This window comes from Pseudoalteromonas sp. TB51 (genome assembly GCF_000498055.1).
GTDB classification, from domain to species: Bacteria; Pseudomonadota; Gammaproteobacteria; order Enterobacterales; family Alteromonadaceae; genus Pseudoalteromonas; species Pseudoalteromonas atlantica.
Genome location: NZ_AUTO01000086.1, coordinates 1 through 21,311 on the forward strand (window position 1 = coordinate 1; position 21,311 = coordinate 21,311).

Below are 21,311 nucleotides of genomic sequence, written 5' to 3' on the forward strand. Positions count from 1 at the left end.
CAAAACAGCCAAGAAAAAGGCGTAATGGCCGCCGAGCTCTTTATATCTAAAGAAGAAAAAATATGTGATGTAAGTTACGAGCTAGATATTGGCGCAAGTGGTTAATAGGTTATGTTAAAAAGGACTGGGTAAACAAAAGCCAAGCTTTTGAGCTTGGCTTTTATGTTTTAATAGCCTGTTAGGCTAACAATGCGTTTAAACTTATCGTTGTTTCTTCATCACCATTTACTTGGGTAATAAGTGCATCTCGCGTTTTAAAATTAACACTTAATGCAATAGACTTATCTTCTAGTTGCCACGTTAAACAACATATTCCCTGGGTGCCGTGAGCACTAAACTCTCCTGCAAAAGCGGGGTGTTCATTACGTAATTTAATGAGCTCTATTAAACCTTTTACTACAGGTTTATTGAGTGCGTGCTCAATTGTTTCACTATTTAAATACGGACGGTTAATATCACGGCCCACATTGGTACGCGCAAGTAAATCCATATCGTTTTCGCAGGCAAATAAACCGCCGTAGTACACTTGCGGCACACCGGGGGCAAAAAACTGTATGGCACGCGAAATCAAATAATCTAAATCGTTAGCGCCTAATGCATTGTAATACGTGCAATTTACTTGGTATAAATCAACGTTACTGGCAGCAGCACCTGTAGCTTGGCGGCTTTGGTTGTTACTGTTGGCATGCATGGTTTCTACAAGGGTATCTATTTGCTGTGCATTTAATAGCCCTGCCTTGTCGCCCATTGGGCCTGCATCAATAATGCCTATGCCGTCGTGCGTATCAAGTACCGTTAAACAGTTGCGTGGTGAAATTTGTAACCATTTAAGTAATGCATCTACATCGTTATTAAATAAGCTATGCAAAATAAGCGGCGGTAATGCAAAGTCGTAAACCATGTTTACACGCTTTGCTACTTCTACTTGTGTTTGATAGTGGCTATGAATTTCAGCAATGGTTTCCATGCCAAGCTCGTTTGCTTGCTTTGACAAGTTATCTAGGTAGCCAAAGGTTTCGTCTAGCATAAAACAGTTTGTACCGGCTTGTTTAATTGCGTAACCCGCTGCATCTAAACGAATAATATTTACGTTATTTTCAGAAAACTTAGTTAATACGTTATTTAAATACGCAATACCCGCTTCAACTTTTACGTTTATATCAATTTGGTTATCGGTAAACGTGGTCCAAAAGTCATACGTTTGACCATCGCCACACTGCATTGGCGTAAAACAGCTACCGGGACGCGGGCGATAAATTGCTTGTTGCTCAGCTTCGCTCATACCATTTGGAAAAACGTCTTCTTTTGTTAAAAACAAATCCCAAAATTCTGATTGCTTGCCTTTAGCTAGCACATCTTGAAACTGATAAGACTGCGCCGATACATGGTTAACGATTAAATCAGCCATTAGATCATGGTTTTCACCCAGTGCTTGAATATCAGCCCATGTACCAATGCGAGAATCTACTTCGCTGTGATCAATCGGGTCAAAGCCCGCATCGCTTCCATCAATAGGATTATAAAAAGGTAAAAGGTGCACACCACCAAATACGCCCTTCAAAGGACCTTTTAACAATGTTGTAAGTGCGTTTATATCTTGACCTGTAATTCGATCAGCGTATGTGATCAATTGAACTTTATTCTTCATCATGTGTGATTACCAAGTTGAAACTTAATCGATTAAGATATATCTTTAACTAGCACGTACAATTTTACAAGTAATTTTTAAATATTTTACATACAAAAGTTGTGGCAACGGTAATACTAACTAGAGTAAGTGATTGAGTTATTACTATAACTTGAGCCACAACGAGGAAAAATCACATGACGAATTTACACACACACTCGCAAAGCGACCCAATGCAGCGCATACGAATACTCACTTACATGATGTTTTTTATGTTTGCGATGACCTCAGATGCAGTAGGTATGATCATCCCTGAACTAATCACAGAGTTTGGTTTAAGTATGACCCAAGCCAGTGCTTTTCATTATGCACCTATGGCACTCATTGCCTTTAGTNCCGACAGCCTAGGCCGTAAACAAACCATAATGTTAGGCTTACTAATTTTTTCGCTCAGCTGTTTTTTGTTTGCCTTTAGTAACAGTTTTTCGGTATTTTTAATTTTGCTGTGCTGTATAGGGCTTGCCATTGGTTTATTTAAAACCGGCGCACTAGCGCTACTTGGCGATATATCTGCAAGTAACGCAGAGCACACTAAAACCATGAACAAAGTAGAAGGCTTTTTTGGTATTGGTGCCATAGTTGGTCCTGCGCTGGTAGGCGTACTGCTTACTCAAAACGTGAGCTGGACTTACCTGTACATTATTGCCGGCGTTATGTGTTTAATTTTAGCGTTAATGGCATGGCGCGCCGACTACCCAAGTGTTGTTAAAAGCACAGAAAAGCCCGCTTCACTTGCCACCACCATGAAAATGATTAAAAACCCGTACGCACTTGGTTTTTCGTTGGCTATTGCATTATATGTGGCTACCGAGGTTGCTATTTACGTGTGGATGCCAACACTTTTAAAAGATTACACAGGCTCGTGGCCTTTACTTGCGACCTACGCACTTACTATATTTTTTGTATTACGTGCTGCTGGACGCTTTATTGCTGTATGGCTTTTAAATCACTTTAGCTGGCAAGGGGTCATGGCTTATTTAAGCTTAGGCATCGCACTGTGTTATGTAGGCACTTTGGTAGGCGGTGTTGATTGGGCGGTAGGCTTGCTTCCGCTTTCGGGTTTATTTATGTCGATGGTTTACCCTACTTTAAACTCTAAAGGTATATCGTGCTTTCCTGTTGCACAACATGGTGCAGTAGCGGGTGTTATTTTATTTTTTACCGCGCTTTCGGCCGCACTTGCGCCTTTATTTATGGGCATGATAAGTGATTACTTTGGCCACGTACGATACGGTTTTTACTTAGCTACCGGCTTTGCTGTGATCTTATTTTTAGCCATGCTTTATAACTTTTACCGCGACCCTGCGGCAAAAGCATTAACTAAAAATGCATAAATGGCTGCTCAAGCCAGAATAAAAAATACCTTTAAAATCAATATAAAAACAAAAAAAGTGCAAATTACACACAAAAATAATTTGCATATTGTAAAAACTTTGTTATTTTTACTTAATCGATTAAGTAAAAATAACAAACTCACACAACACAATGAGGCGTTAACATGACAACACACCACACACCTTTATATTTAATCAGTGCCTTAGCACTTGCAGTAAGCCAAGGCGTTCATGCACAAGACGAGCAAGAAACCAAAGTGCAAGCTAAGCAAGGGCTTGAAACAATTGTTGTAACCGGTGTACCTCGCCGCACAACTATTATGGCATCGAGTTCATCAGTAAGCAGTTTATCGCTTGAGCAAGTTGAGGTATCAACGCCACGCTCAACGGCTGAAGCATTTAGAATTATCCCGGGTGTTCGCGCTGAATCAACAGGCGGTGAAGGTAATGCAAATATTGCAGTGCGTGGCTTACCTGTAGCATCGGGTGGCGCCAAGTTTTTACAACTGCAAGAAGATGGTCTGCCTGTAATGCAGTTTGGTGATGTTGCCTTTGGTAACGCCGATATTTTTATGCGCCTTGATAACACAGTGCAAACAATCGAATCAATTCGTGGTGGCTCAGCCTCTACATCAGCCAGTAATGCACCTGGCGGCATAATTAACTTTATTTCTAAAAATGGCGAAAACGAATCGGGTAGCGTATCTACTACTGTTGGCCTAGATTACGACAGTGTACGCACCGACTTTGAATACGGCACCTATTTAACCGACAGCGTGCGTTTTCATGTAGGTGGTTTTGTACGCCAAGGCGAAGGCCCGCGCGAAACAGGCTACACATCAAATAAAGGTGGCCAAATTAAAGCAAACCTTACTAAAGATTTTGAAAACGGCTACGTACGCCTTTATTACAAACACCTAGACGATAAGAGTGTTGGCTACCTTCCTATGCCAATGTACTCAAATGGTGATTCTATTGCCGGGTTTGATGCGCAATCAGATACACCGCATTCAGCATTATTTACCAAAACAGTGCGCCTAAATGGCGAAAACCAAATTAGCAGTGGTGATATCCGTGATGGTATGAATCCAAAGGTTGACTCTGTTGGTTTTGAAGCTGTATTTGATTTAGATAACGATTGGCGTATCGAAAACCGTTTTCGTAAATCGTCAATTAGCGGCAACTTTAACTCGCTTATTCCTGCTGAGGTTGGCAGCGCATCGTCTATTGCACAAAGTATTGGCGGTGTAGGCGCAACACTGAGTAACGCAAACACAGGCGAAGCATTTAATGATGAACTTGCCATGCGTATTCACACTTTTGATGTAACGCTTAATGACTTTGGCTCTATTGTTAATGATTTTAAACTGACTAAATCGTTTAGCGATGACACTAGCCTAACCTTTGGTTACTTTGCCTCTACACAAAACATTGCTATGTCGTGGTTATGGAACTCGTACTTAATGGAGCTTAAAGGCGACAATGCGGCACTTTTAAATGTAACCGCAGCCGATGGCACTGAGTATTCAGAAAATGGTTTATATGCATACGGCACGCCTTATTGGGGTAACTGTTGTCAGCGCGATTACGACACCGAATACGACACTCGCGCACCGTATGTTGCGTTTTCAACAAAACTTGGTGATGTAAGCATTGATGCAAGTGCCCGCTACGATAGCGGTGAAGCACGCGGTAACTACGCAGGAGCCGTAACCTCAACAGTAGATATGAACCGCGACGGTACTATTTCTATTCCTGAGCAAAACGTAGCAGGTATTGATATAGCTAATGCAAGCCCAGTAAATTACGACTGGAGCTACTCGTCTTATTCTGTAGGTGCTAACTACCAAATTGACCCAAGCCTAGCTACGTTTGCACGTATTAGTAAAGGTGGGCGCGCAAATGCAGACCGTTTATTATTTGGTAAAGTACGCAGTGACGGAAGCGTAGCCGATGAAGATGCAGTAGATGAAGTAAACCAATTTGAGATTGGTGTGAAAAAACGCTTTGACTCGTTCTCGGTATTTGCAACAGCCTTTTACGCAGAAACAGAAGAGCAAAACTTTGAAGCAACATCGCAAACCTTTTTCGACCGTGAATACGAAGCAAAAGGGATTGAGGTTGAATCAACTTACTTTATGGATGCATGGGACTTTAGAGGTAACTTTACTTGGACCGATGCTGAAATTGCAAAAGATGCGCTAACCCCTGAAGTTGTAGGTAACACACCACGTCGCCAAGCGGATTTAATTTACTCACTAATGGCGCGTTACAGCTACGATAACGGCGCGGCAGGTGTAAGCTTTATTGGTACAACCGATGCTTATGCACAAGATAACAACGACCTTAAGTTTGACGGCTACACGCAAGTAAATGCGTTTGTAAGCTACGACTTATCAGAAAACTTAAACCTTGCGCTTAATGTAAACAACCTATTCGATACAGTAGGTATTACAGAAGCCGAAGAAGGCTCAGTACCAGAAAACGACATTATTCGTGCCCGTACTATTAACGGCCGCACTACGTCGGTTACTTTAAAATACGCTTTTAACTAAATGTGTGTATTGCGCTGCAGTGAGTCATCGCTGTAGCGCCTTTTAAAGTATGAATAAATAACACCCTTCATGTTTTAGCCCAGCTTTGCTGGGTTTTTTAGGATATTCCAAATGACCAAACTCCTGTGCTTAGGCGAGCTTTTAATTGATATGCTGCCTCAAGATGCTCATAACTCAGCGTACTTACCCATCCCTGGTGGTGCACCTGCTAATGTTGCTGTTGGCTATGCAAAACTTGGCGGTGATGCTGCATTTTGTGGTGGTAAAGGTGACGATCATTTTGCCAAACAATTAAGTAATGCCTTGGCTCAATACAATGTAAATACAGACTATTTATTTACCATTGCTGGCTCACAAACCGCCATGGTAATAGTAAGCCTTGATGAAACAGGCGAGCGCAGTTTTGGCTTTTATCGCCATAACACAGCCGATGTACTTTTAACCCAAGCGCATTTAGCGCAAATAAATTGGCAAAGCATAAGCACCCTGCACTTTTGCTCAAACACCCTAACCGATCCAGCCATAGCTAGCACAACGGTTAAAGCGCTAGAACTTGCTAAAACACATAATAAGCTCGTTAGTTTTGACGTAAATTTACGCTACAGCTTGTGGGAAAACATCCATGATATAGCCAGCAATGTCCAAGCCTGCTTCGCTTATTGCGACATAGTTAAACTTTCGCGTGATGAACTTAATTTTTTAGCAAAGCATAGCGAAACAACGGGCGAAGATTACATTCAAATGCTATTAAATACCGGAGTAAAACTGGTGTTTTTAACCGACGGGCCTGAGCCTGCTACGGTTTACCACAGCGCATTTATACTTAACGAATCGGCACCAAAAATAAACGCAGTAGATACAACAAGCGCGGGCGATGCTTTTATAGCGGGAGTTTTATACTATTTAAATAACTTAGGGAGTGATTTATCACTAGCAGATAAGTTAAATGATGAAACTAGCATAAAAAACGCCCTGCACTTTGCCCTTCAATGTGGCTCTAAAGCCTGTTTAGCTAAAGGCGCTTTTCCGGCATTACCAGTGCTGGCTGATGTAATATAAACAGTTAAAGCCCCAAATAGCGGGGCTTAACCTAATTTATAATTATTGCTTAATAAAAGTAACGCCTTTAGGTGTTTCACCTTGTGGTAAACGGGTTGAGTGCATTTGCGATAATAGCCATTTGTCACCCACTTTTGATACAACCACGCTTTCTAACCAATAAATGTCACCGCTTTTATCGGCGTTTTTAAAATTGGCTTTATTCCAGTAATTAATAAACGCAACATTTCCTTCTACACGCGAATTTATAACACTAAAATAATTAGTTCTTATGTAATCAGCGGGTTTAACAACGTTTACAAAGTCATCAATAGTCCACACTTCACCGTGCTCTAAAAGCAAGAATGAATCGTCAACCGCCGCGCGCATTTTTGCGTGATCAAAGTTAGAAACAGCTAAAAATAAATCGCTCACAGGCGTAAATATGGTGTTGTCTTTTGCATGTATTGATGTAGAAAATATGAGTAATACAAAAAGGGCAAGTACGTGTTTCATTGTTATTATAATGTGTAGTTTTATTAGTACTAAGAAGTGTATTTTAATTAAGCAACATTAACAATTAAAATAAAGCAAATTCAAAAACTTATTAACGCTCCTATATAAAAAAGCACTCTGTAAGAGTGCTTTAACTTAAACTTTATCAATCAAGCTATTCATCTAGCCAATCGATGGCAGCGGTGGCGTTTTCGTAGTATTGCACCTCGCCTGAAATAAACCAATTGCCTATTTTAGCCATGCGGGCTTGCCACTCTTGATTGCCATAAATAGCAATTTTATTAAATTCTTTTGAGTGCCTTACGCCAAGCTTTAAATCATCCCACGCGGCGCGAAGCTCCCAACCTTCTAGCTCGCTGGCATCAATAAGCACGTTTGCTATAGGGTGTTTAACCTCGCCAAGCGCTGAGTCGATCATAGGGGTAATGACTTTATAGTCGTTGTGGGTTAGCGTTCCTACAGCTTTTAGTTTTAAAAAAAATTCTCGGCCTGCGCGTTCAATACCAATAGATAAACCATGTGTTGTGTGTACCATGCTGCTCTCCTTAATCGGGTGCGCTTATGTTATTTACAGCCTGTGTGAGTGGGTTTAATAACGAAAGTTGGAGTTAATTAAAGCCTATAAAGTGAAATTATTCCCTTTAAAAAATAAAAACCCCAAAAATACCCATCACTTACTGAGTTAAACTATAAAACTACACCGTATTAAGTTAATTAGTACTGAACTAAATCAAACAATACTGCTAAATAATGCTATTTGCTAAGCGTTTTGTACGCGCTCTATTTGCTTATCTACATCTGTTAAGTGCCCTAATTTAAGCCACACTTTTGCACCTTGCTTACCTGCGGTTATATTAAGCTCACTATTAATAGGCAGCCTTAACCAACTGTGCTTTACTAATACATCTGTTTGCTCACTTATTTCGCCTTCAAGCACGAGTAGCTCAGCACCCCCGCTTGCACTAATTTGCATGTTGGCGTCTGCCTCAAAATGCAATAAGCTCACATCTTCAAAGTCATCTTTATAAAGTGGGGTTATGGCAAGGCCTTTATATGTGGCGTGTTGCACGCTGCCCATATGCTGTGTTTGTAAGCGTACGTGGGTTCTATCTTGTGGTTGAAATTGCCAAAGCTTTACAAATATTATGCAGCCTTCATCGGAGCCTGGTTTGTGCTTTGATTGCGGTGGGTTACGAATATAAGAGCCTTGTGGAAAATCGCCATGCTCATCTTTAAATACCCCTTCTAGTACAAAAAACTCTTCGCCGCCTGTATGCACATGAGGCGAAAACTCGCTCCCTGGTGCATAACGTACAATGCTTGTAGCACGGGCTACTTCTGCGCCTACTCTATCAAGTGGGCGCCTATCAACGCCCGTCATTGGCGAAGGGTTCCAATTAAGTTGCTCACTATGAACAACGACTCTCTGGGTAAAATCGGCAGCTATTTTCATTTTATTACCTTTAAAATTGCATAGTGTGAGAGTAAATTTTATGCATAAAAAAAGCGAGCTTATTTAGCTCGCTTTTTTAATTTTTAACGCTTTACGCTACATCTAGCTTTTTATGCTTAGAGTGTACAAACACTAAACCTACTAAGCCAATAACAACCACAGCGGCACCAATTGGTTTACCTAAGTCGGCCGATAAATTAAAGCCAATAGCAGCAGTCATAATGTACGAAAGTGTTACGCCAGTAGCGATAACGGCAGGTATACTGGTGATCCAGTGGAATGCACGTCTATCAAATAAGTACTTGGTTGCAAGCCATAGCACACTGGTTGAAAGCAGCATGTTTGAAAATGCAAAGTAGCGCCAAATAACCGAGAAATCTAATTTAGTCATAAAAAAGGCAATCGTTAAAATTGGCACTGCCAGTAATAAGCGATTACGTAAGCTTTGCGGAATATTAAATGCATCAACTACGGTTAAACGTAGTGAACGGAACGCCGTATCGCCAGAGGTAATAGGGAACACCGCAACAGCAATAATGGCCATAATACCGCCCATTACGCCTAAGTAACTATTTGCTACATGGTTAACCACTAAACCTGGACCACCTTGATCAAGCAATGCTTTTAAGCCAGCGTAGCCTTCTGGGAATGCAGCAATACCCGCAAGTGCCCATACACAACCTACAATGCCTTCACACATCATTGCGCCGTAATATACTGGGCGTACGTATTTTTCGTTTGTTAAACAGCGGGCAATAATAGGCGCTTGGGTAGAGTGAAAGCCACTAATAGCACCACAGGTAATGGTAATAAACAATAACGGCCAGGTTGGCAGGCCATCAGGGTTTGGCTCTAAAAAGTCATGCGCGTGGTCGGCTTCAAAGTAGGCTAAAAAGTCGCCTGCAACTGGTAAGTGTGGCGCATCTAGTAATAACGCACCGGCTATTAATGTAGTCATTACAATCATTAATAAACCAAATAGCGGGTAAAACTTAGTAATAATTTTATCAATAGGTAGCAGGGTTGCTAAAAAGTAGTACGCTAAAATAGCCAAAACCCAAAAAGTATTATTAGCAAAAAAAGTGCCTTCAAATACATCTAAATTACTTAATAAGCCTGCTGGGCTCATAATAAATACAACGCCCACAAAAAACAGCAGCATGGCTGTAAATATTAGCATAAAGCCTTTAAACACAACGTTGTAATAGTGCCCTGCTATTTCTGGTAAGCTTTTGCCATCTTCTTTAATGCTCATCACACCTGAGAAGAAGTCGTGTACTGCACCGCCTAATACGTTACCAAGCACAATCCACACAAGTGCTACCGGTCCATAAAGCGCACCTAAAATTGGGCCAAATATAGGGCCTACGCCCGCAATATTTAAAAACTGAATTAAAAATGCACGCACAGGGTGAATGGCTACATAGTCAACACCTTCGCTAAAGCGTTTTTGCGGTGTATCAACTGTTGTATCCATACCTGCTTGTTTTTCAACAAACGGGCTATAAAACTTATATCCCAGTATTAAGATTGTTATGCAGATAAAAAAGATGATCATAAAGCACGTTTCTCTTTTTGTATTTGGAGTATAGAGCGCCTAATTGCCGCCCCGCCTTTCAATCCATGAATAATCGACGAACATTAACAAAGTATTAATCCCCCCGCTATAAGACGAATAGCTAATACACCAGCCAATTTAAGCCACTTTTTATGCACCTTGCTCAACACTTAATCTAAACGGCTTCATTAATAAAAATTAAAGCAAAAAAAAGCGGCTTTACTATAAAAGTAAAGCCGCTTACACACACAATGATTGGGTGTAACTGTGATTTTTTACGTTACGCTGGGCTCATAAACTCGTTAATTTGTTCATGAGTCAGTGTAGGTGTAGCACCGGCACTTTCGGCCACCATAGCACCTACTGCACACGCAAAATCAACAGCATGTTGTGCACAATCGCTACTACAAAGCTGATAAATTAACGACCCTAAAAACGAATCCCCCGCGCCTACTGTATCCACAACGCTAATTAAATAACCTGAGTTATAGTAATTTTCGCCTTTTATGGTTAGTAGTGCACCGTGGCTGCCTTTAGTTACACATAAGTATTCGGTGTTAGTTTGCTGTGCAATAAACGCTAAGTTTTGCTCAAGTGAATGGAACTTACAGCCCATTGCTTTGGCAATTTCATAAAGCTCTTCATCGTTTAATTTGATGAAGTCGGCTTTATTCATTAAATCTACTAATGTGTCTAACGTGTAGTGTGGCGCACGTAAATTTACGTCAAACACTTTAAAGTTAGCTACATCAACTAATTGGTTTAATGTAGTAAGTGAAGCTTCGCTTCGGCCAATAAGGCTGCCAAATACAAATACATCACTGGCTTTTACTTTTTCAATAAGTGAGTCTGTAAGCTCAATGTTATCCCACGCTGTATCGGCAACTATTTCGTAGCTGGCTGAGCCGCTTTTATCTAGGGTAACTTGTACTGTGCTGGTTTTTTTGTCGTTATTAACGCCAATGTATTCGCAGCTTACGCCTTTGCTTTTAATTTCGCCTAGTAGCTCAGTACCCAGTTCATCGTTACCTACAGCGCTTATCATGTCGGCTTTAATGCCCAGTGAGTTAATACGCACACACATGTTAAGCGGCGCGCCGCCTAAGCGTTTATCGTTTGCAAAACAATCCCATAGTACTTCGCCAAAGCAACTTACGCTTACGTCTTTACCTTGTTTAGAATCAATTAAAATGCTCATTATTAGTTACCTTTAGGCTCAAGCACGTTATTCATAATTGCTTTAATTTTGCTAGCCGGTGCGTATAACGCTTCTACATTGTTTTTGTAGTGAGACGTAAAGGCACTTTGCGTATTTAAATCGCCAAATAAGCTTGTTAGCGATAAAAATGCAAGGTCATCAGTCGCCGTTTTAGCCGCGGCTTCATGTAACTCGCTTTGCATTGCATCGATTATTTCAAGCTTATTGCCTTGCTCATCTTCGCCTTTATCGCTGTAAAAACACCATGCAGCAATAACCAGGGTCGCAAGTGATACATCACGGCCATGGGCTAGATTTTCGTTAATAGTGGCAATTAAAAACTTAGGTAGCTTTGCTGCGCTTTCTGAACAAATGCGCGATAAGCTGTCTTTAATGTTTGGATTAGCAAAGCGCTCAATTAGCGTGTCTTTGTAGATTTCAAGATCAATGCCTTCTAATTTCTCTAGGTTAGGCGTTACTTCTCTATCCATAAACGCACGTAAGTACTTTGCAAATAAAGGATCTGATACTGTTTCGTCAATTGTGCCGTAGCCATGTACAGAGCCTAATAAACCCAGTACCGAATGGCCTGCATTTAATAAGCGTATTTTCATGGTCTCAAAAGGTGTTACGTCACTTACAAATTGTGCGCCAACGCTATCCCAATCTGGGCGTCCGCAGCAAAATGAGTCTTCAATGACCCATTGCGTAAACGACTCACAGGTAATTGGCCATTCATCGCTAACACCGTATGCATCAACAACGTAGTCAATATCGCTCTTTTTAGACACTGGCGTAATACGGTCAACCATTGCATTTGGGAAGGTTAAGTTAGTAGCAATCCACTCGCTTAGTTCTTTATCTTGCTCGGCCGCAAAGGCAAGTAGCATTTTACGCGTTACATTACCGTTGTGCTGAATGTTATCGCACGACTGTACTGTAAACGCATCAAGGCCTTGTTCTTTACGTAGTTTTAACGCAGCAGTAATGTAGCCAAACGCCGTAATTGGGTCGTTCGGGTTGTTAATGTCGTTAATAATGTCTGGGTTTGAGTAGTCAAACTCGCCCGTAACTGGGTTAAAGTTATAGCCGCCTTCGGTAATGGTTAACGACACAATATGCGTATCGCTGTGCGCAAGCTTATTAATAACCGCTTGTTTGTCCTCTGGAGCAAACAAAAAGTCAATCATAGAGCCAATAACTTTGTTATCTATTTGCCCGTTTGGGTGTCTTACCGTTAGCGTGTAAAGGTAGTCTTGTTGCTTTAAAATATCGCGCAGACCACGGTTACCTTCTAATAAGCCAACACCACAAATACCCCACTGTTCAGCACCAGGCGTTTTTAATAGCTCGTTAATGTACACCGCTTGGTGAGCACGGTGAAAGCCGCCCACACCAATATGAACTATACCCGCTTTAAGCTTACTACGGTCGTAGTTTGGTGTATCTACATGGCTTGGCATATCTGCCAAGCTTTGTTGGTTTAGCCCTTTAACAAGAGCGTCAGTGTGCTGGTGTTGCGTCATGGTGCGGCCTTACTAAAACAATATTAAAAATTTAAATTAAGATGCAGTATTGAGTGCTTTATGGCGCAATAGCGACCAGTAAGCGGTTGCAAAATAAATAATGGTGCAAATAAAACATGCAATTTCAAACTGAGATTTATTTCCTGCGTAAATACTCATGCTGTCACTAAAAAACATTACTTGGCTGGCAAAGCCAAAAATAATAAGTAACGAAACAGTCGACACGCCATTTAACACTTTGGTTAGCATTGAGTTATCAACAACGGGAGCTTGAACGTTTTCTGCAAGTCCTGCTTGGTACTCTTTAATGTCTTGCTGCTCTTGCTCTTCTGCTGCAATTTCTTTGCTGTAGTCTTCACCTGCGCCGTATTTTTTAGCCAGTAGCGTGTAAATAACAATGGTGAAAATCCAAGTAGGAATAAATAAGTAGTAAAACGACATTACATCAATTGCATTTAAACCAAAGCCAAACACAAGTGCTAATGCCCAAGAGGCAATGGCTGGTACGCTACGTGTAATGTTTTTGTATTTAGCCCAGTAACGGGTTAAACCAATTTTAGGAAATAAAACATGCTCGGCAAATACAATGCCGCCTACAGGTACTACTAATAAGCCTGCGTAAGTTAAAAGCGGTAACATTTGCGAAAATACAAACGGGAAACACGCAATTATAACGGTTACAACACCGACAATTGCGGTAGTGCGCTCGCGCGATTGGTCAACAAAAATAGATTGTGCTGCAAGGCCTGCGCGGTAAAGGTTGGCGTTAGCTGTAGTCCAGCCCGCAATAATTACAATAACAAAGCCTGTCCAGCCTAATGCGTGGTAAGCAACGTCACCTGGATCAAGTGATGAAATAGTTGTTTTAAGTAATACCGCAACACCTGCGCCCATAATACCGGCCGAGATCCATGCTAAGTAATGGCCAAAAAACATACCTACGCCTGAAAACAAACCGTAACTTTTGCGTTTAGCAAATCTAAAAATTGCCATATCAATTAAGCCAAAGTGGGTAATAGAGTTTGCAGCCCATGCAAAACCAATAACCTCTAATAAGCCAATACCTTTTTCGCCATCAGCGGTGGTACCGGTCCAAATAGAAGAATCCCCTATCGCCATAAAGTCATCAAACCCAGTTAGCGTGGTTACTCCTAATACATGATTAGAAAGCTCAGGGAACAAGGCAAACGAACCCGCTATAAAAATAACAAATAACCATGGCGCACAAATTTTAGAAAAATCAGCAACGGTTGAAAAACCATACATAGCCACAAATACAACAATAGAGCCAACCGATAATACAATGGCCACAAATGCTAAGCTGTTAGGGTACCAATCGAGTTGCGCGGGTATATCAAACAAAAACCGCACTGCGGTTGCCGATACCGTGATCATGGCGGCGGATATCACACTAAATATGACCACGTTTGCCCAGTTATAGAGCTTGGTCATTGAGTTACCCGCAATTTTATTTAGGTAGTTGTATAAACTTAAGCGTGTTTCTACCGCAATTGGAGAGGTAATTAACCACCACGAACACATAGCTAATAGGTTACCAATTAATAAACCTAATAAAATGTCGATGGTCGATGCGCCTAATGCAACAAAGGTTGCACCAATAACAAACTCGGTTGCAGCAACGTGTTCACCAGCGTATAAACCGGCAAAGTGCTTCCAACCATGAAGCTTATGATTAGCAACGGGCAATTGCTCTTCGTTAACATCGTTAAATGTTTGTGTGTGTGGACTTGATGCCATGGTATTTTCCTATTGTTTTAAGCACAGCCCTAACTAACCTGAACTCTGGATAATAAATCTATCTCAAGCAGCTATTTCCAGCGCTAACTACGTTAAATTTACTTGCAATAGGCTAGCTATTGACGCGTAATTTCGCCTTGTTTTCACTGTAAATCTCTGGCTAGAGAAAATAAACATAGATATCACTTTTGATTTAATATGTTAGTAAATCTCTTAACCAAAGTGCAGGTTAACTATTAATTTAAATAAGTGTTTTTTATTTAAATTAATAGTGAGTAAATCACCGTGCCTTTTTATAATGCTACTACTATAACTAATTAATAATTAATGCATTTTTACGTTAAGCTTTGTCAGTGTCATAAAGCTCAACGTTGATATTCTATTACTGTGTTTGTAATGTTGGGTACTGCTTATAAAAGTCATCCCAATGCGTTAAATGCGCTACCTCTGGGTAAGCTTGGTGAACAAAATTCACTGCATCTTGCATATGCCCACCCCCGCTGTAATGCAAAACCTGCATATTGGCGGCAAGTGCGGCGCACACGCCGGCTTTTGAATCTTCAATCACTAAACAATTTTGTGGCTTTACGCCCATTTGCTCAGCGGCATGTAAAAATAAATCGGGCGCGGGCTTACCATTTTTTACCTCACTTGAGGTAAATACCTTATTAAAGTGCTGCGATAAATTAACCACATTAAGCGCTTTAGCGGTGCGTTTAGGGCTACTGCTTGTTGCAATGCAACAAGGTACAGATAATTGCTCTAGCACGTGTTTAATGCCGTTAGTTGGCATTAATGCAGTTTCGAACTCGTTTAATAGTGCTTCTCGGTAATCGGCTTCAAAGCTCTCAGCTAAGGTCACGTTAAAGGTATCGAATAAGTTTTGGGTGACTGTTTTAAAATTACAGCCCAAAAAATATTGTTGTACATAGGCTCGGTCAATATTAACGCCAATCTCTGCAAGCATGTTTATTAACACTTGCGCGCTTAATATTTCGCTATCTATAACAACGCCATCACAATCAAAAATAACTAATTCTATTTTAGTATTCATACTGCCCCTTTTTATGCACCTAGTTTGGTGCAACCTTGACTTGAGCATAAGCCCAGCAAGTGAGCATATTCTCTTTATTGTTATAATAAGTCAACATCTTGTTAGTGAAAAACGCACCACAGTGGTGAATATTTATTCATTAAATATGAAATTGTCTGTATTTTCATTGATTTCAAAATTGCAATTACGACTAAGGTCGAACATTACAAAACGGCTATTTAGAAAATAGAAGGCAGCACGCAAACAACAATCTAAATTTGTGATTACCCCAATCTAAACAATCAATTTTACCGAACCCACTTTTATTAATACACTCGTTAACAGTTAAACAGCCAGCAACACTGCCGGCACTTTTATACAGATGAGGTCGACAATGAATACTCAAAAAAACACGATTAATAATAAATCTACGTTAACGCTAAGCGCATTAGCTTTAGCAATGGCATTACCTGCAAGTGCCGCAACTACCCTTACTAAAGACAACGGCGCAGCTGTTGGCGACAACCAAAACTCTATTACCGCAGGTGAGCGCGGAAGTGTATTACTTGAAGACGTACACCTAATTCAAAAGCTACAACGTTTTGCACGTGAGCGTATTCCTGAGCGTGTAGTGCATGCGCGTGGTACAGGTGCACACGGTGTGTTTGTAGCGTCTAAAGAATTAGATGACTTAACAATTGCTGCACCGTTTGCAGAAGCGGGCAAAGAAACTGATGTATTTGTACGTTTTTCATCAGTAATTCACTCAAAAGGTAGCCCAGAAACACTGCGTGACCCACGTGGTTTTGCTACTAAGTTTTACACCGACCAAGGTAACTGGGATTTAGTAGGTAACAACTTACCGGTATTCTTTATTCGCGATGCGATTAAATTTCCAGACATGGTTCACTCGTTAAAACCATCACCGGTAGATAACATTCAAGATCCTAACCGCTTTTTTGACTTTTTCTCATACGAGCCAGGTTCTACTCACATGTTAACGTGGGTATACAGCGACTACGGCACACCAGCAAGCCTACGTAAAATGGACGGCTGGGGCGTACATGCTTACAAAATGATTAATAAATCAGGCGATGTTAAATACGTTAAGTTTCACTGGGTAAGCCAACAAGGTATAGACAACCTTGATGCTAAAGAAGTAAACGAAGTGCAAGGTAAAGACTTCCAACACTTAACACGCGACCTATACAGCGAGATTGGTAAAGGCAACTTCCCTAAGTGGGATCTATACATTAAAACCCTTGATCCGTCGCAGTTAGATGACTTTGACTACAACCCATTAGATGCAACAAAAATGTGGTTAGACGTTAAAGAAACTAAAGTAGGCACCATGACCCTAAACCGTATGCCAACTAACTTCTTCCAATCTACAGAACAAGTTGCAATGGCACCGGCAAATGTAATTCCGGGTATTGAGCCATCTGAAGACAGACTTTTACAAGGGCGTGTTTTCTCTTACGCCGATACGCAAATGTACCGCTTAGGTGCTAACCACCAACAATTGCCAATTAACCGTGCAAAAGTTGAAGTGGTTAACTACAACCAAGACGGCGCAATGAACTACGGTAATACCACAAGTAACGTGAACTACCAACCAAGTCACGAAAACGTTGCAGAAAACCCAATTGCACGCAGAAGTAACACAGAGCTTAAAGGCTACGTACAACAAGCAGCAATTAAAAAGCAGCAAAACTTTGCTCAAGCGGGTGTACTTTACCGCAGCTTTAGCAAGCAAGAGCGCACTAACTTAGTTAACAACTTAGCCGGTGATTTAGGCAAAGTGAAAGACAGCAAAGTTATGCACAAAATGCTTAGCCACTTCTACAAAGCAGATAGCGAATACGGTACACGCTTAACTAAAGCTGTAAACGGCGACATGAAACAAGTTAAGCAACTAGCCGCTAAGCTTTAATATTTTACCCAACCTGTAAGTTATTGAGGAAAGCCTAGCTTTCCTCTTTTTTAAAAAGGTAAACAGTATGCGTAAATTACTTATTATATTTACTTTAGTGATGAGCTTTTCAAGCTTTGCCAATGAGCCACAAAGCCCTGTAACGGAACAAAGCACCGCCCAGTCGCAATACAACAGCTTACTTGCTTATTACTTTGCAGCCGCACGCACCGACGACACCGCCGTAATAACGCAATTTGTAGATGCTGGCATTCCTATTAATAGTTACAACAACAAAGGTTACACCGCGCTAATGATTGCCACCTACCATGGCAATAAAAATACGGTAAACACCTTATTACAATTAGGCGCTAATGCCTGTTTAGAAGACAACCGCGGTAATACAGCCCTAATGGCCGNGCCGCCATATTTAGAGGCGAATTTAGCATAGCTAAAACACTTGTTAGCCTTGATTGCGACAACGCACATCAAAACAAAGCCGGCCAAACAGCCGAGCAATTTGCACAAAAATTTGGCCAACAAAAAGTGCTCGACTTATTAGCACAGGTAAACAGCAAATCTAATTAATCAACTTTTCATATACCCATTAGCCCGTTATTGTTAGTGACAATAAGGCTACATTAGCAGCCAATAACACGGCTTTGGCAAAATAAGTAGTCCCCTTTAGTTATTTAAACCTTCCTCTCGCCCCATTTTATCTGGGGCGTGGTTTAATACCAACGCCAATAAATAGCTGATCTATTTTACTTGCTAAAACAACTCATTTCTTTGTTGTAATTTTCGTCAAGGGAACAACCATTTACATCAATTTACGACTAGGACTGAATTGTTTATTCGACGTAAAATTTAGAACACATACTTAATGGGGTTGGTATAAACAACGCACACGCCTCTTGCTGAGACTGGTCTAACCAGATATTATTTTTACCTGTGTACTTTATATGGGAAATAATAATTCTAATGACCGCACCACACTTTGAGCACGTCACTATAACCTGTAACGACAGGCAAACTCTAAGCGCACACCTATTTACACCCACCAGCCCTATTAAAGGTGCGGTGATGATTGCCCCTGCAACCGGTATAAAGCAGCAGTTTTATGCAAACTTTGCTACTTACTTACAGCAACATGGCTTTGGCGTTATTACTTTTGATAACAGTGGCATTGGCCAATCGCTTAACCGCAGCATTAAAAAAAGCAAAGCCAGTTTACAAAGTTGGGGTGAGCAAGACATGCCTGCGGCGCTTGAGCATTTGCAAAGGGTATTTCCTAATACGCAGTATCATTTAGTGGGTCATAGCGCCGGTGGGCAATTAGTGGGGCTAATGCATAACGCCAACGAGCTAAGCTCCGCGTTTAATTTTGCTTGCTCGTCAGGTAAATTAACTAATATGAGCTTAGCGTATCAGGTTAAAGCGCACTTTTTTATGAATGGGGTCATACCCTTTAGTAATGCCTTGTTTGGTCATACTAAATCGCAGTGGTTTGGTATGGGCGAGCCCCTACCTAAAGGCGTAGCTAAACAATGGCGCAAATGGTGTAACGCCCAAGGTTATGTGCAATCAGCATTTGGTGATACCGTATTTCAACACTGTTACAACACGCTTTCTATGCCCTCAATATGGGTTAATGCTACCGATGACGATATTGCTAACAATGCAAATGTTGCCGATATGCTCTCGGTTTTTCCTAAATTAAAAGCACAAACCCTAACCTTAAACCCACACGACTATGGTTTGAAGGAAATTGGCCATATGAAATTTTTTAGCAAAAGATCTGACGGATTATGGCCACTTGCGCTTAACTGGCTAAACAAACACAGTTAAAAAAGGATGCGTTTACTCCGTACATTTGCACCGTTAATTTACGGCGTTGATTTGCTTTTTAACTGGTTTTTCACGCGTTACGAAATAGCATACGAGTGAGCCGCCAGTTACCATTATTACTCCTTGCCAAAACGAGGCACTAAGGGTAATAGATAAATAAAGCGCCGAAATAATCGCTGAAAAAACCGGCGTAAAATACGAAAGCGTACCAAGCAACATTAAGTTACCGCCAATAATAGCTTGGTTCCAAAGAGCATACCCGCTGCCAACAACCACACCAGCTAGCACAAGCGTTACGGTCGCGTGCAGCGTAAAGGTCATTTTTGGCTCGTCACTTAATCCATACAACACCCATAAGCTTAGTGCCGTGGCGATAAAAAACAGCACAATGGCATTTTTCCCATTGCTATTTTTTTGAGTAATTACACAGTAAACAGACCAAATGAAAGGTGCTACAAACGCCAACAAGTAGGCCGTTGGGTTACTGGCAAAATTGCCCATTATACTATTAAGTGATAACCCACTATCGCCACCAACGCACCAAGCCACACCAAAAAAGGCAAGCAGCATACCGGGGTAAATCCAAACACTTACTTTACTACGGTTAACTATAATACTGAGCAAAATGGTAAGTGTGGGCCATAAATAATTTATAACTGCCATTTCTACCGCTTGGTGGCGATTATTAGCAAGCCCTACAAACAGCGCTAAACACACCTCGTAAAGTGCAAATAAAGCAGTACCCCAAATAATATAGCGCTTATTAAACCCAGCAAACTTAGGCCGCCCCATTACCAAAATTAAAAACAGCGCGCTTACACTGTACATGAGTGCCGCCCCTCCTATGGGGCCAAATAACTCCGAAACATCCCTGAGCAGAGCCACTAAACAACTCCATAATAAAATAGCGGCAATGCCATAAAGCGTGTATTTATGATTAGAAAAAAAGTCCATTAACTACCTAAAAGTACTACTTATGTTTGACGTTACGCTAACAGTAATTAGTGGGTTAAACAATTGTTGCTCATCATTTATTGTTATAAAGATGTTTTTGGCCTGCACTTAAGTGTTTGACCTTTTGGTCAGTAAAGTTACAATCATTCAACACGTTAAAAACAGCATCGCCATAATGAGCACACAAACAAAGCCAAATAAAAAAGAACTCACCCGAGTAAAAAACCAAACATTAATACTCGATGCCGCCGAGCAATTGTTTTCTCAGCTTGGTTACGATGGCACCAGTATGAGTATGGTTGCCAAAGAAGCAGGCGTTCCTAAGGCCAATATTTTATATTATTTTAAAAGCAAAGACGGCCTATACGAAAACGTAATAGACCGCATTATTGCACACTGGAACTTAGGCTTAGATAACGTAACCCCTGAGGACGACCCTGCACATGTGCTGTATCACTATATTAAAAGCAAAGTAATACTTGCCGTAAACCAGCCGCTGCAATCACGTTTATTTGCCAGTGAAATACTGCGCGGCGCTCCTTATTTGCAAAACTACTTTAGAACCAACACACGCCCGTGGGTAAAACAAAAGGTAGACGTGTTTCAGGCCTGGATAGATGCAAACAAAATGGATAATGTTGACCCTTACCATTTATTATTTACCATTTGGTCAACTACGCAGTACTACGCCGATTTTCAGGCCGAAGTGCTACTGGTAATGAACAAGTTAGAATACGACGAAACCGATGTGGCACAAATAACGCAATCAACTGCCCACATAATTTTAAAAGGTATTGGTTTAAAAATACCTGAGCACAGTGAGGCTTAACCCATGAATAACTTTACCACCCCAGACTTATTTGACGATCACCGCAATAGCGTACAAGTAGCCGACAGCGGCCTGCGCCACTTTGGTAAAAAAACCACATTTAGTGGCCAAG

At 41.0% G+C, this 21,311-nt stretch carries 16 protein-coding genes and 2 pseudogenes; 8 read left to right on the top strand and 10 right to left on the bottom strand.

Features of this window, described 5'->3' with window-relative positions:
* Positions 1 to 178: 178 nt before the first annotated feature.
* Entirely contained in the window at positions 179 to 1,651 is a 1,473-nt protein-coding gene (gtfA, locus tag L650_RS0104195; protein WP_029772297.1) for a sucrose phosphorylase, read from the bottom strand.
* 173 nt (positions 1,652 to 1,824) lie between these two features.
* Here gtfA and L650_RS0104200 point away from each other — a divergent pair, with 173 nt between their 5' ends.
* From L650_RS0104200 to L650_RS0104215, 3 genes are all read left to right on the top strand, one after another.
* Positions 1,825 to 3,021: an MFS transporter gene (locus L650_RS0104200; RefSeq protein ID WP_029772298.1), complete on the top strand. Its 1,197-nt coding sequence runs from the start codon at positions 1,825 to 1,827 to the stop codon at positions 3,019 to 3,021.
* Positions 3,022 to 3,185: 164 nt separating this feature from the next.
* Complete coding sequence (locus L650_RS0104210) at positions 3,186 to 5,576, top strand: TonB-dependent receptor (protein ID WP_029772299.1); 2,391 nt, start codon at positions 3,186 to 3,188, stop codon at positions 5,574 to 5,576.
* 111 nt (positions 5,577 to 5,687) lie between these two features.
* Positions 5,688 to 6,635 (top strand): carbohydrate kinase family protein, encoded by a 948-nt coding sequence (locus tag L650_RS0104215; RefSeq protein WP_029772300.1) that lies wholly within the window; start codon positions 5,688 to 5,690, stop codon positions 6,633 to 6,635.
* A gap of 42 nt (positions 6,636 to 6,677) precedes the next feature.
* Here the strand turns inward: L650_RS0104215 and L650_RS0104220 are convergent, their stop codons facing one another.
* The 8 genes from L650_RS0104220 to L650_RS0104255 form a co-directional block, all read right to left on the bottom strand.
* Positions 6,678 to 7,130: a nuclear transport factor 2 family protein gene (locus L650_RS0104220; RefSeq protein WP_024032783.1), complete on the bottom strand. Its 453-nt coding sequence runs from the start codon at positions 7,128 to 7,130 to the stop codon at positions 6,678 to 6,680.
* A gap of 154 nt (positions 7,131 to 7,284) precedes the next feature.
* Positions 7,285 to 7,665, bottom strand: a complete 381-nt coding sequence (locus tag L650_RS0104225) for an STAS/SEC14 domain-containing protein (RefSeq protein WP_029772301.1) — start codon at positions 7,663 to 7,665, stop codon at positions 7,285 to 7,287.
* A gap of 225 nt (positions 7,666 to 7,890) precedes the next feature.
* Positions 7,891 to 8,583 (bottom strand): cupin domain-containing protein, encoded by a 693-nt coding sequence (locus L650_RS0104230; protein WP_029772302.1) that lies wholly within the window; start codon positions 8,581 to 8,583, stop codon positions 7,891 to 7,893.
* 91 nt (positions 8,584 to 8,674) lie between these two features.
* Entirely contained in the window at positions 8,675 to 10,141 is a 1,467-nt protein-coding gene (locus L650_RS0104235) for a carbon starvation protein A (RefSeq protein ID WP_004589533.1), read from the bottom strand.
* 280 nt (positions 10,142 to 10,421) lie between these two features.
* Positions 10,422 to 11,339: a carbohydrate kinase family protein gene (locus L650_RS0104240; RefSeq protein WP_029772303.1), complete on the bottom strand. Its 918-nt coding sequence runs from the start codon at positions 11,337 to 11,339 to the stop codon at positions 10,422 to 10,424.
* Between the two features lie 2 nt (positions 11,340 to 11,341).
* Complete coding sequence (locus L650_RS0104245) at positions 11,342 to 12,865, bottom strand: mannitol dehydrogenase family protein (RefSeq protein ID WP_029772304.1); 1,524 nt, start codon at positions 12,863 to 12,865, stop codon at positions 11,342 to 11,344.
* A 36-nt stretch (positions 12,866 to 12,901) separates the two neighbouring features.
* On the bottom strand, positions 12,902 to 14,623 hold the full coding sequence (locus L650_RS0104250; RefSeq protein ID WP_029772305.1) for a purine-cytosine permease family protein: 1,722 nt from the start codon (positions 14,621 to 14,623) through the stop codon (positions 12,902 to 12,904).
* Between the two features lie 382 nt (positions 14,624 to 15,005).
* Positions 15,006 to 15,677 carry an HAD family hydrolase gene (locus tag L650_RS0104255; protein ID WP_029772306.1) on the bottom strand — a complete coding sequence of 224 codons (672 nt, stop codon included), beginning with the start codon at positions 15,675 to 15,677 and terminating at the stop codon, positions 15,006 to 15,008.
* Between the two features lie 373 nt (positions 15,678 to 16,050).
* On the opposite strand from L650_RS0104255, the gene L650_RS0104260 reads away from it, so the two are divergent.
* From L650_RS0104260 to L650_RS0104270, 3 genes and pseudogenes are all read left to right on the top strand, one after another.
* A complete protein-coding gene (locus tag L650_RS0104260) occupies positions 16,051 to 17,589 on the top strand; it encodes a catalase (RefSeq protein ID WP_029772307.1) in 1,539 nt (512 codons plus the stop codon).
* A gap of 100 nt (positions 17,590 to 17,689) precedes the next feature.
* Positions 17,690 to 18,156, top strand: a pseudogene (locus L650_RS0104265) (ankyrin repeat domain-containing protein).
* Positions 18,157 to 18,549: 393 nt separating this feature from the next.
* Complete coding sequence (locus L650_RS0104270) at positions 18,550 to 19,416, top strand: alpha/beta fold hydrolase (protein WP_029772308.1); 867 nt, start codon at positions 18,550 to 18,552, stop codon at positions 19,414 to 19,416.
* Positions 19,417 to 19,449: 33 nt separating this feature from the next.
* On the opposite strand, the gene yddG is transcribed toward L650_RS0104270, so the two are convergent.
* The gene (yddG, locus tag L650_RS0104275; RefSeq protein WP_029772309.1) at positions 19,450 to 20,370 is read right to left on the bottom strand and encodes an aromatic amino acid DMT transporter YddG; all 921 of its coding nucleotides are present in this window, start codon (positions 20,368 to 20,370) and stop codon (positions 19,450 to 19,452) included.
* 175 nt (positions 20,371 to 20,545) lie between these two features.
* Here yddG and L650_RS0104280 point away from each other — a divergent pair, with 175 nt between their 5' ends.
* Together L650_RS0104280 and L650_RS0104285 are read left to right on the top strand one after the other, a co-directional pair.
* The gene (locus tag L650_RS0104280; protein ID WP_024032802.1) at positions 20,546 to 21,199 is read left to right on the top strand and encodes a TetR/AcrR family transcriptional regulator; all 654 of its coding nucleotides are present in this window, start codon (positions 20,546 to 20,548) and stop codon (positions 21,197 to 21,199) included.
* Between the two features lie 3 nt (positions 21,200 to 21,202).
* A pseudogene (locus L650_RS0104285) lies at positions 21,203 to 21,311 on the top strand (putative 4-hydroxy-4-methyl-2-oxoglutarate aldolase); the annotation flags it as partial.

What these genes read in the sequence shown, in the direction of transcription:
- yddG (WP_029772309.1), bottom strand. Translation starts at nt 20,370, where the DNA reads ATGGACTTTTTTTCTAATCATAAATACACGCTTTATGGCATTGCCGCT.
- L650_RS0104235 (WP_004589533.1), bottom strand. Translation starts at nt 10,141, where the DNA reads ATGATCATCTTTTTTATCTGCATAACAATCTTAATACTGGGATATAAG.
- L650_RS0104230 (WP_029772302.1), bottom strand. Translation starts at nt 8,583, where the DNA reads ATGAAAATAGCTGCCGATTTTACCCAGAGAGTCGTTGTTCATAGTGAG.
- L650_RS0104250 (WP_029772305.1), bottom strand. Translation starts at nt 14,623, where the DNA reads ATGGCATCAAGTCCACACACACAAACATTTAACGATGTTAACGAAGAG.
- L650_RS0104225 (WP_029772301.1), bottom strand. Translation starts at nt 7,665, where the DNA reads ATGGTACACACAACACATGGTTTATCTATTGGTATTGAACGCGCAGGC.
- L650_RS0104260 (WP_029772307.1), top strand. Translation starts at nt 16,051, where the DNA reads ATGAATACTCAAAAAAACACGATTAATAATAAATCTACGTTAACGCTA.
- L650_RS0104240 (WP_029772303.1), bottom strand. Translation starts at nt 11,339, where the DNA reads ATGAGCATTTTAATTGATTCTAAACAAGGTAAAGACGTAAGCGTAAGT.
- gtfA (WP_029772297.1), bottom strand. Translation starts at nt 1,651, where the DNA reads ATGATGAAGAATAAAGTTCAATTGATCACATACGCTGATCGAATTACA.
- L650_RS0104220 (WP_024032783.1), bottom strand. Translation starts at nt 7,130, where the DNA reads ATGAAACACGTACTTGCCCTTTTTGTATTACTCATATTTTCTACATCA.
- L650_RS0104270 (WP_029772308.1), top strand. Translation starts at nt 18,550, where the DNA reads ATGACCGCACCACACTTTGAGCACGTCACTATAACCTGTAACGACAGG.
- L650_RS0104210 (WP_029772299.1), top strand. Translation starts at nt 3,186, where the DNA reads ATGACAACACACCACACACCTTTATATTTAATCAGTGCCTTAGCACTT.
- L650_RS0104280 (WP_024032802.1), top strand. Translation starts at nt 20,546, where the DNA reads ATGAGCACACAAACAAAGCCAAATAAAAAAGAACTCACCCGAGTAAAA.
- L650_RS0104215 (WP_029772300.1), top strand. Translation starts at nt 5,688, where the DNA reads ATGACCAAACTCCTGTGCTTAGGCGAGCTTTTAATTGATATGCTGCCT.
- L650_RS0104255 (WP_029772306.1), bottom strand. Translation starts at nt 15,677, where the DNA reads ATGAATACTAAAATAGAATTAGTTATTTTTGATTGTGATGGCGTTGTT.
- L650_RS0104245 (WP_029772304.1), bottom strand. Translation starts at nt 12,865, where the DNA reads ATGACGCAACACCAGCACACTGACGCTCTTGTTAAAGGGCTAAACCAA.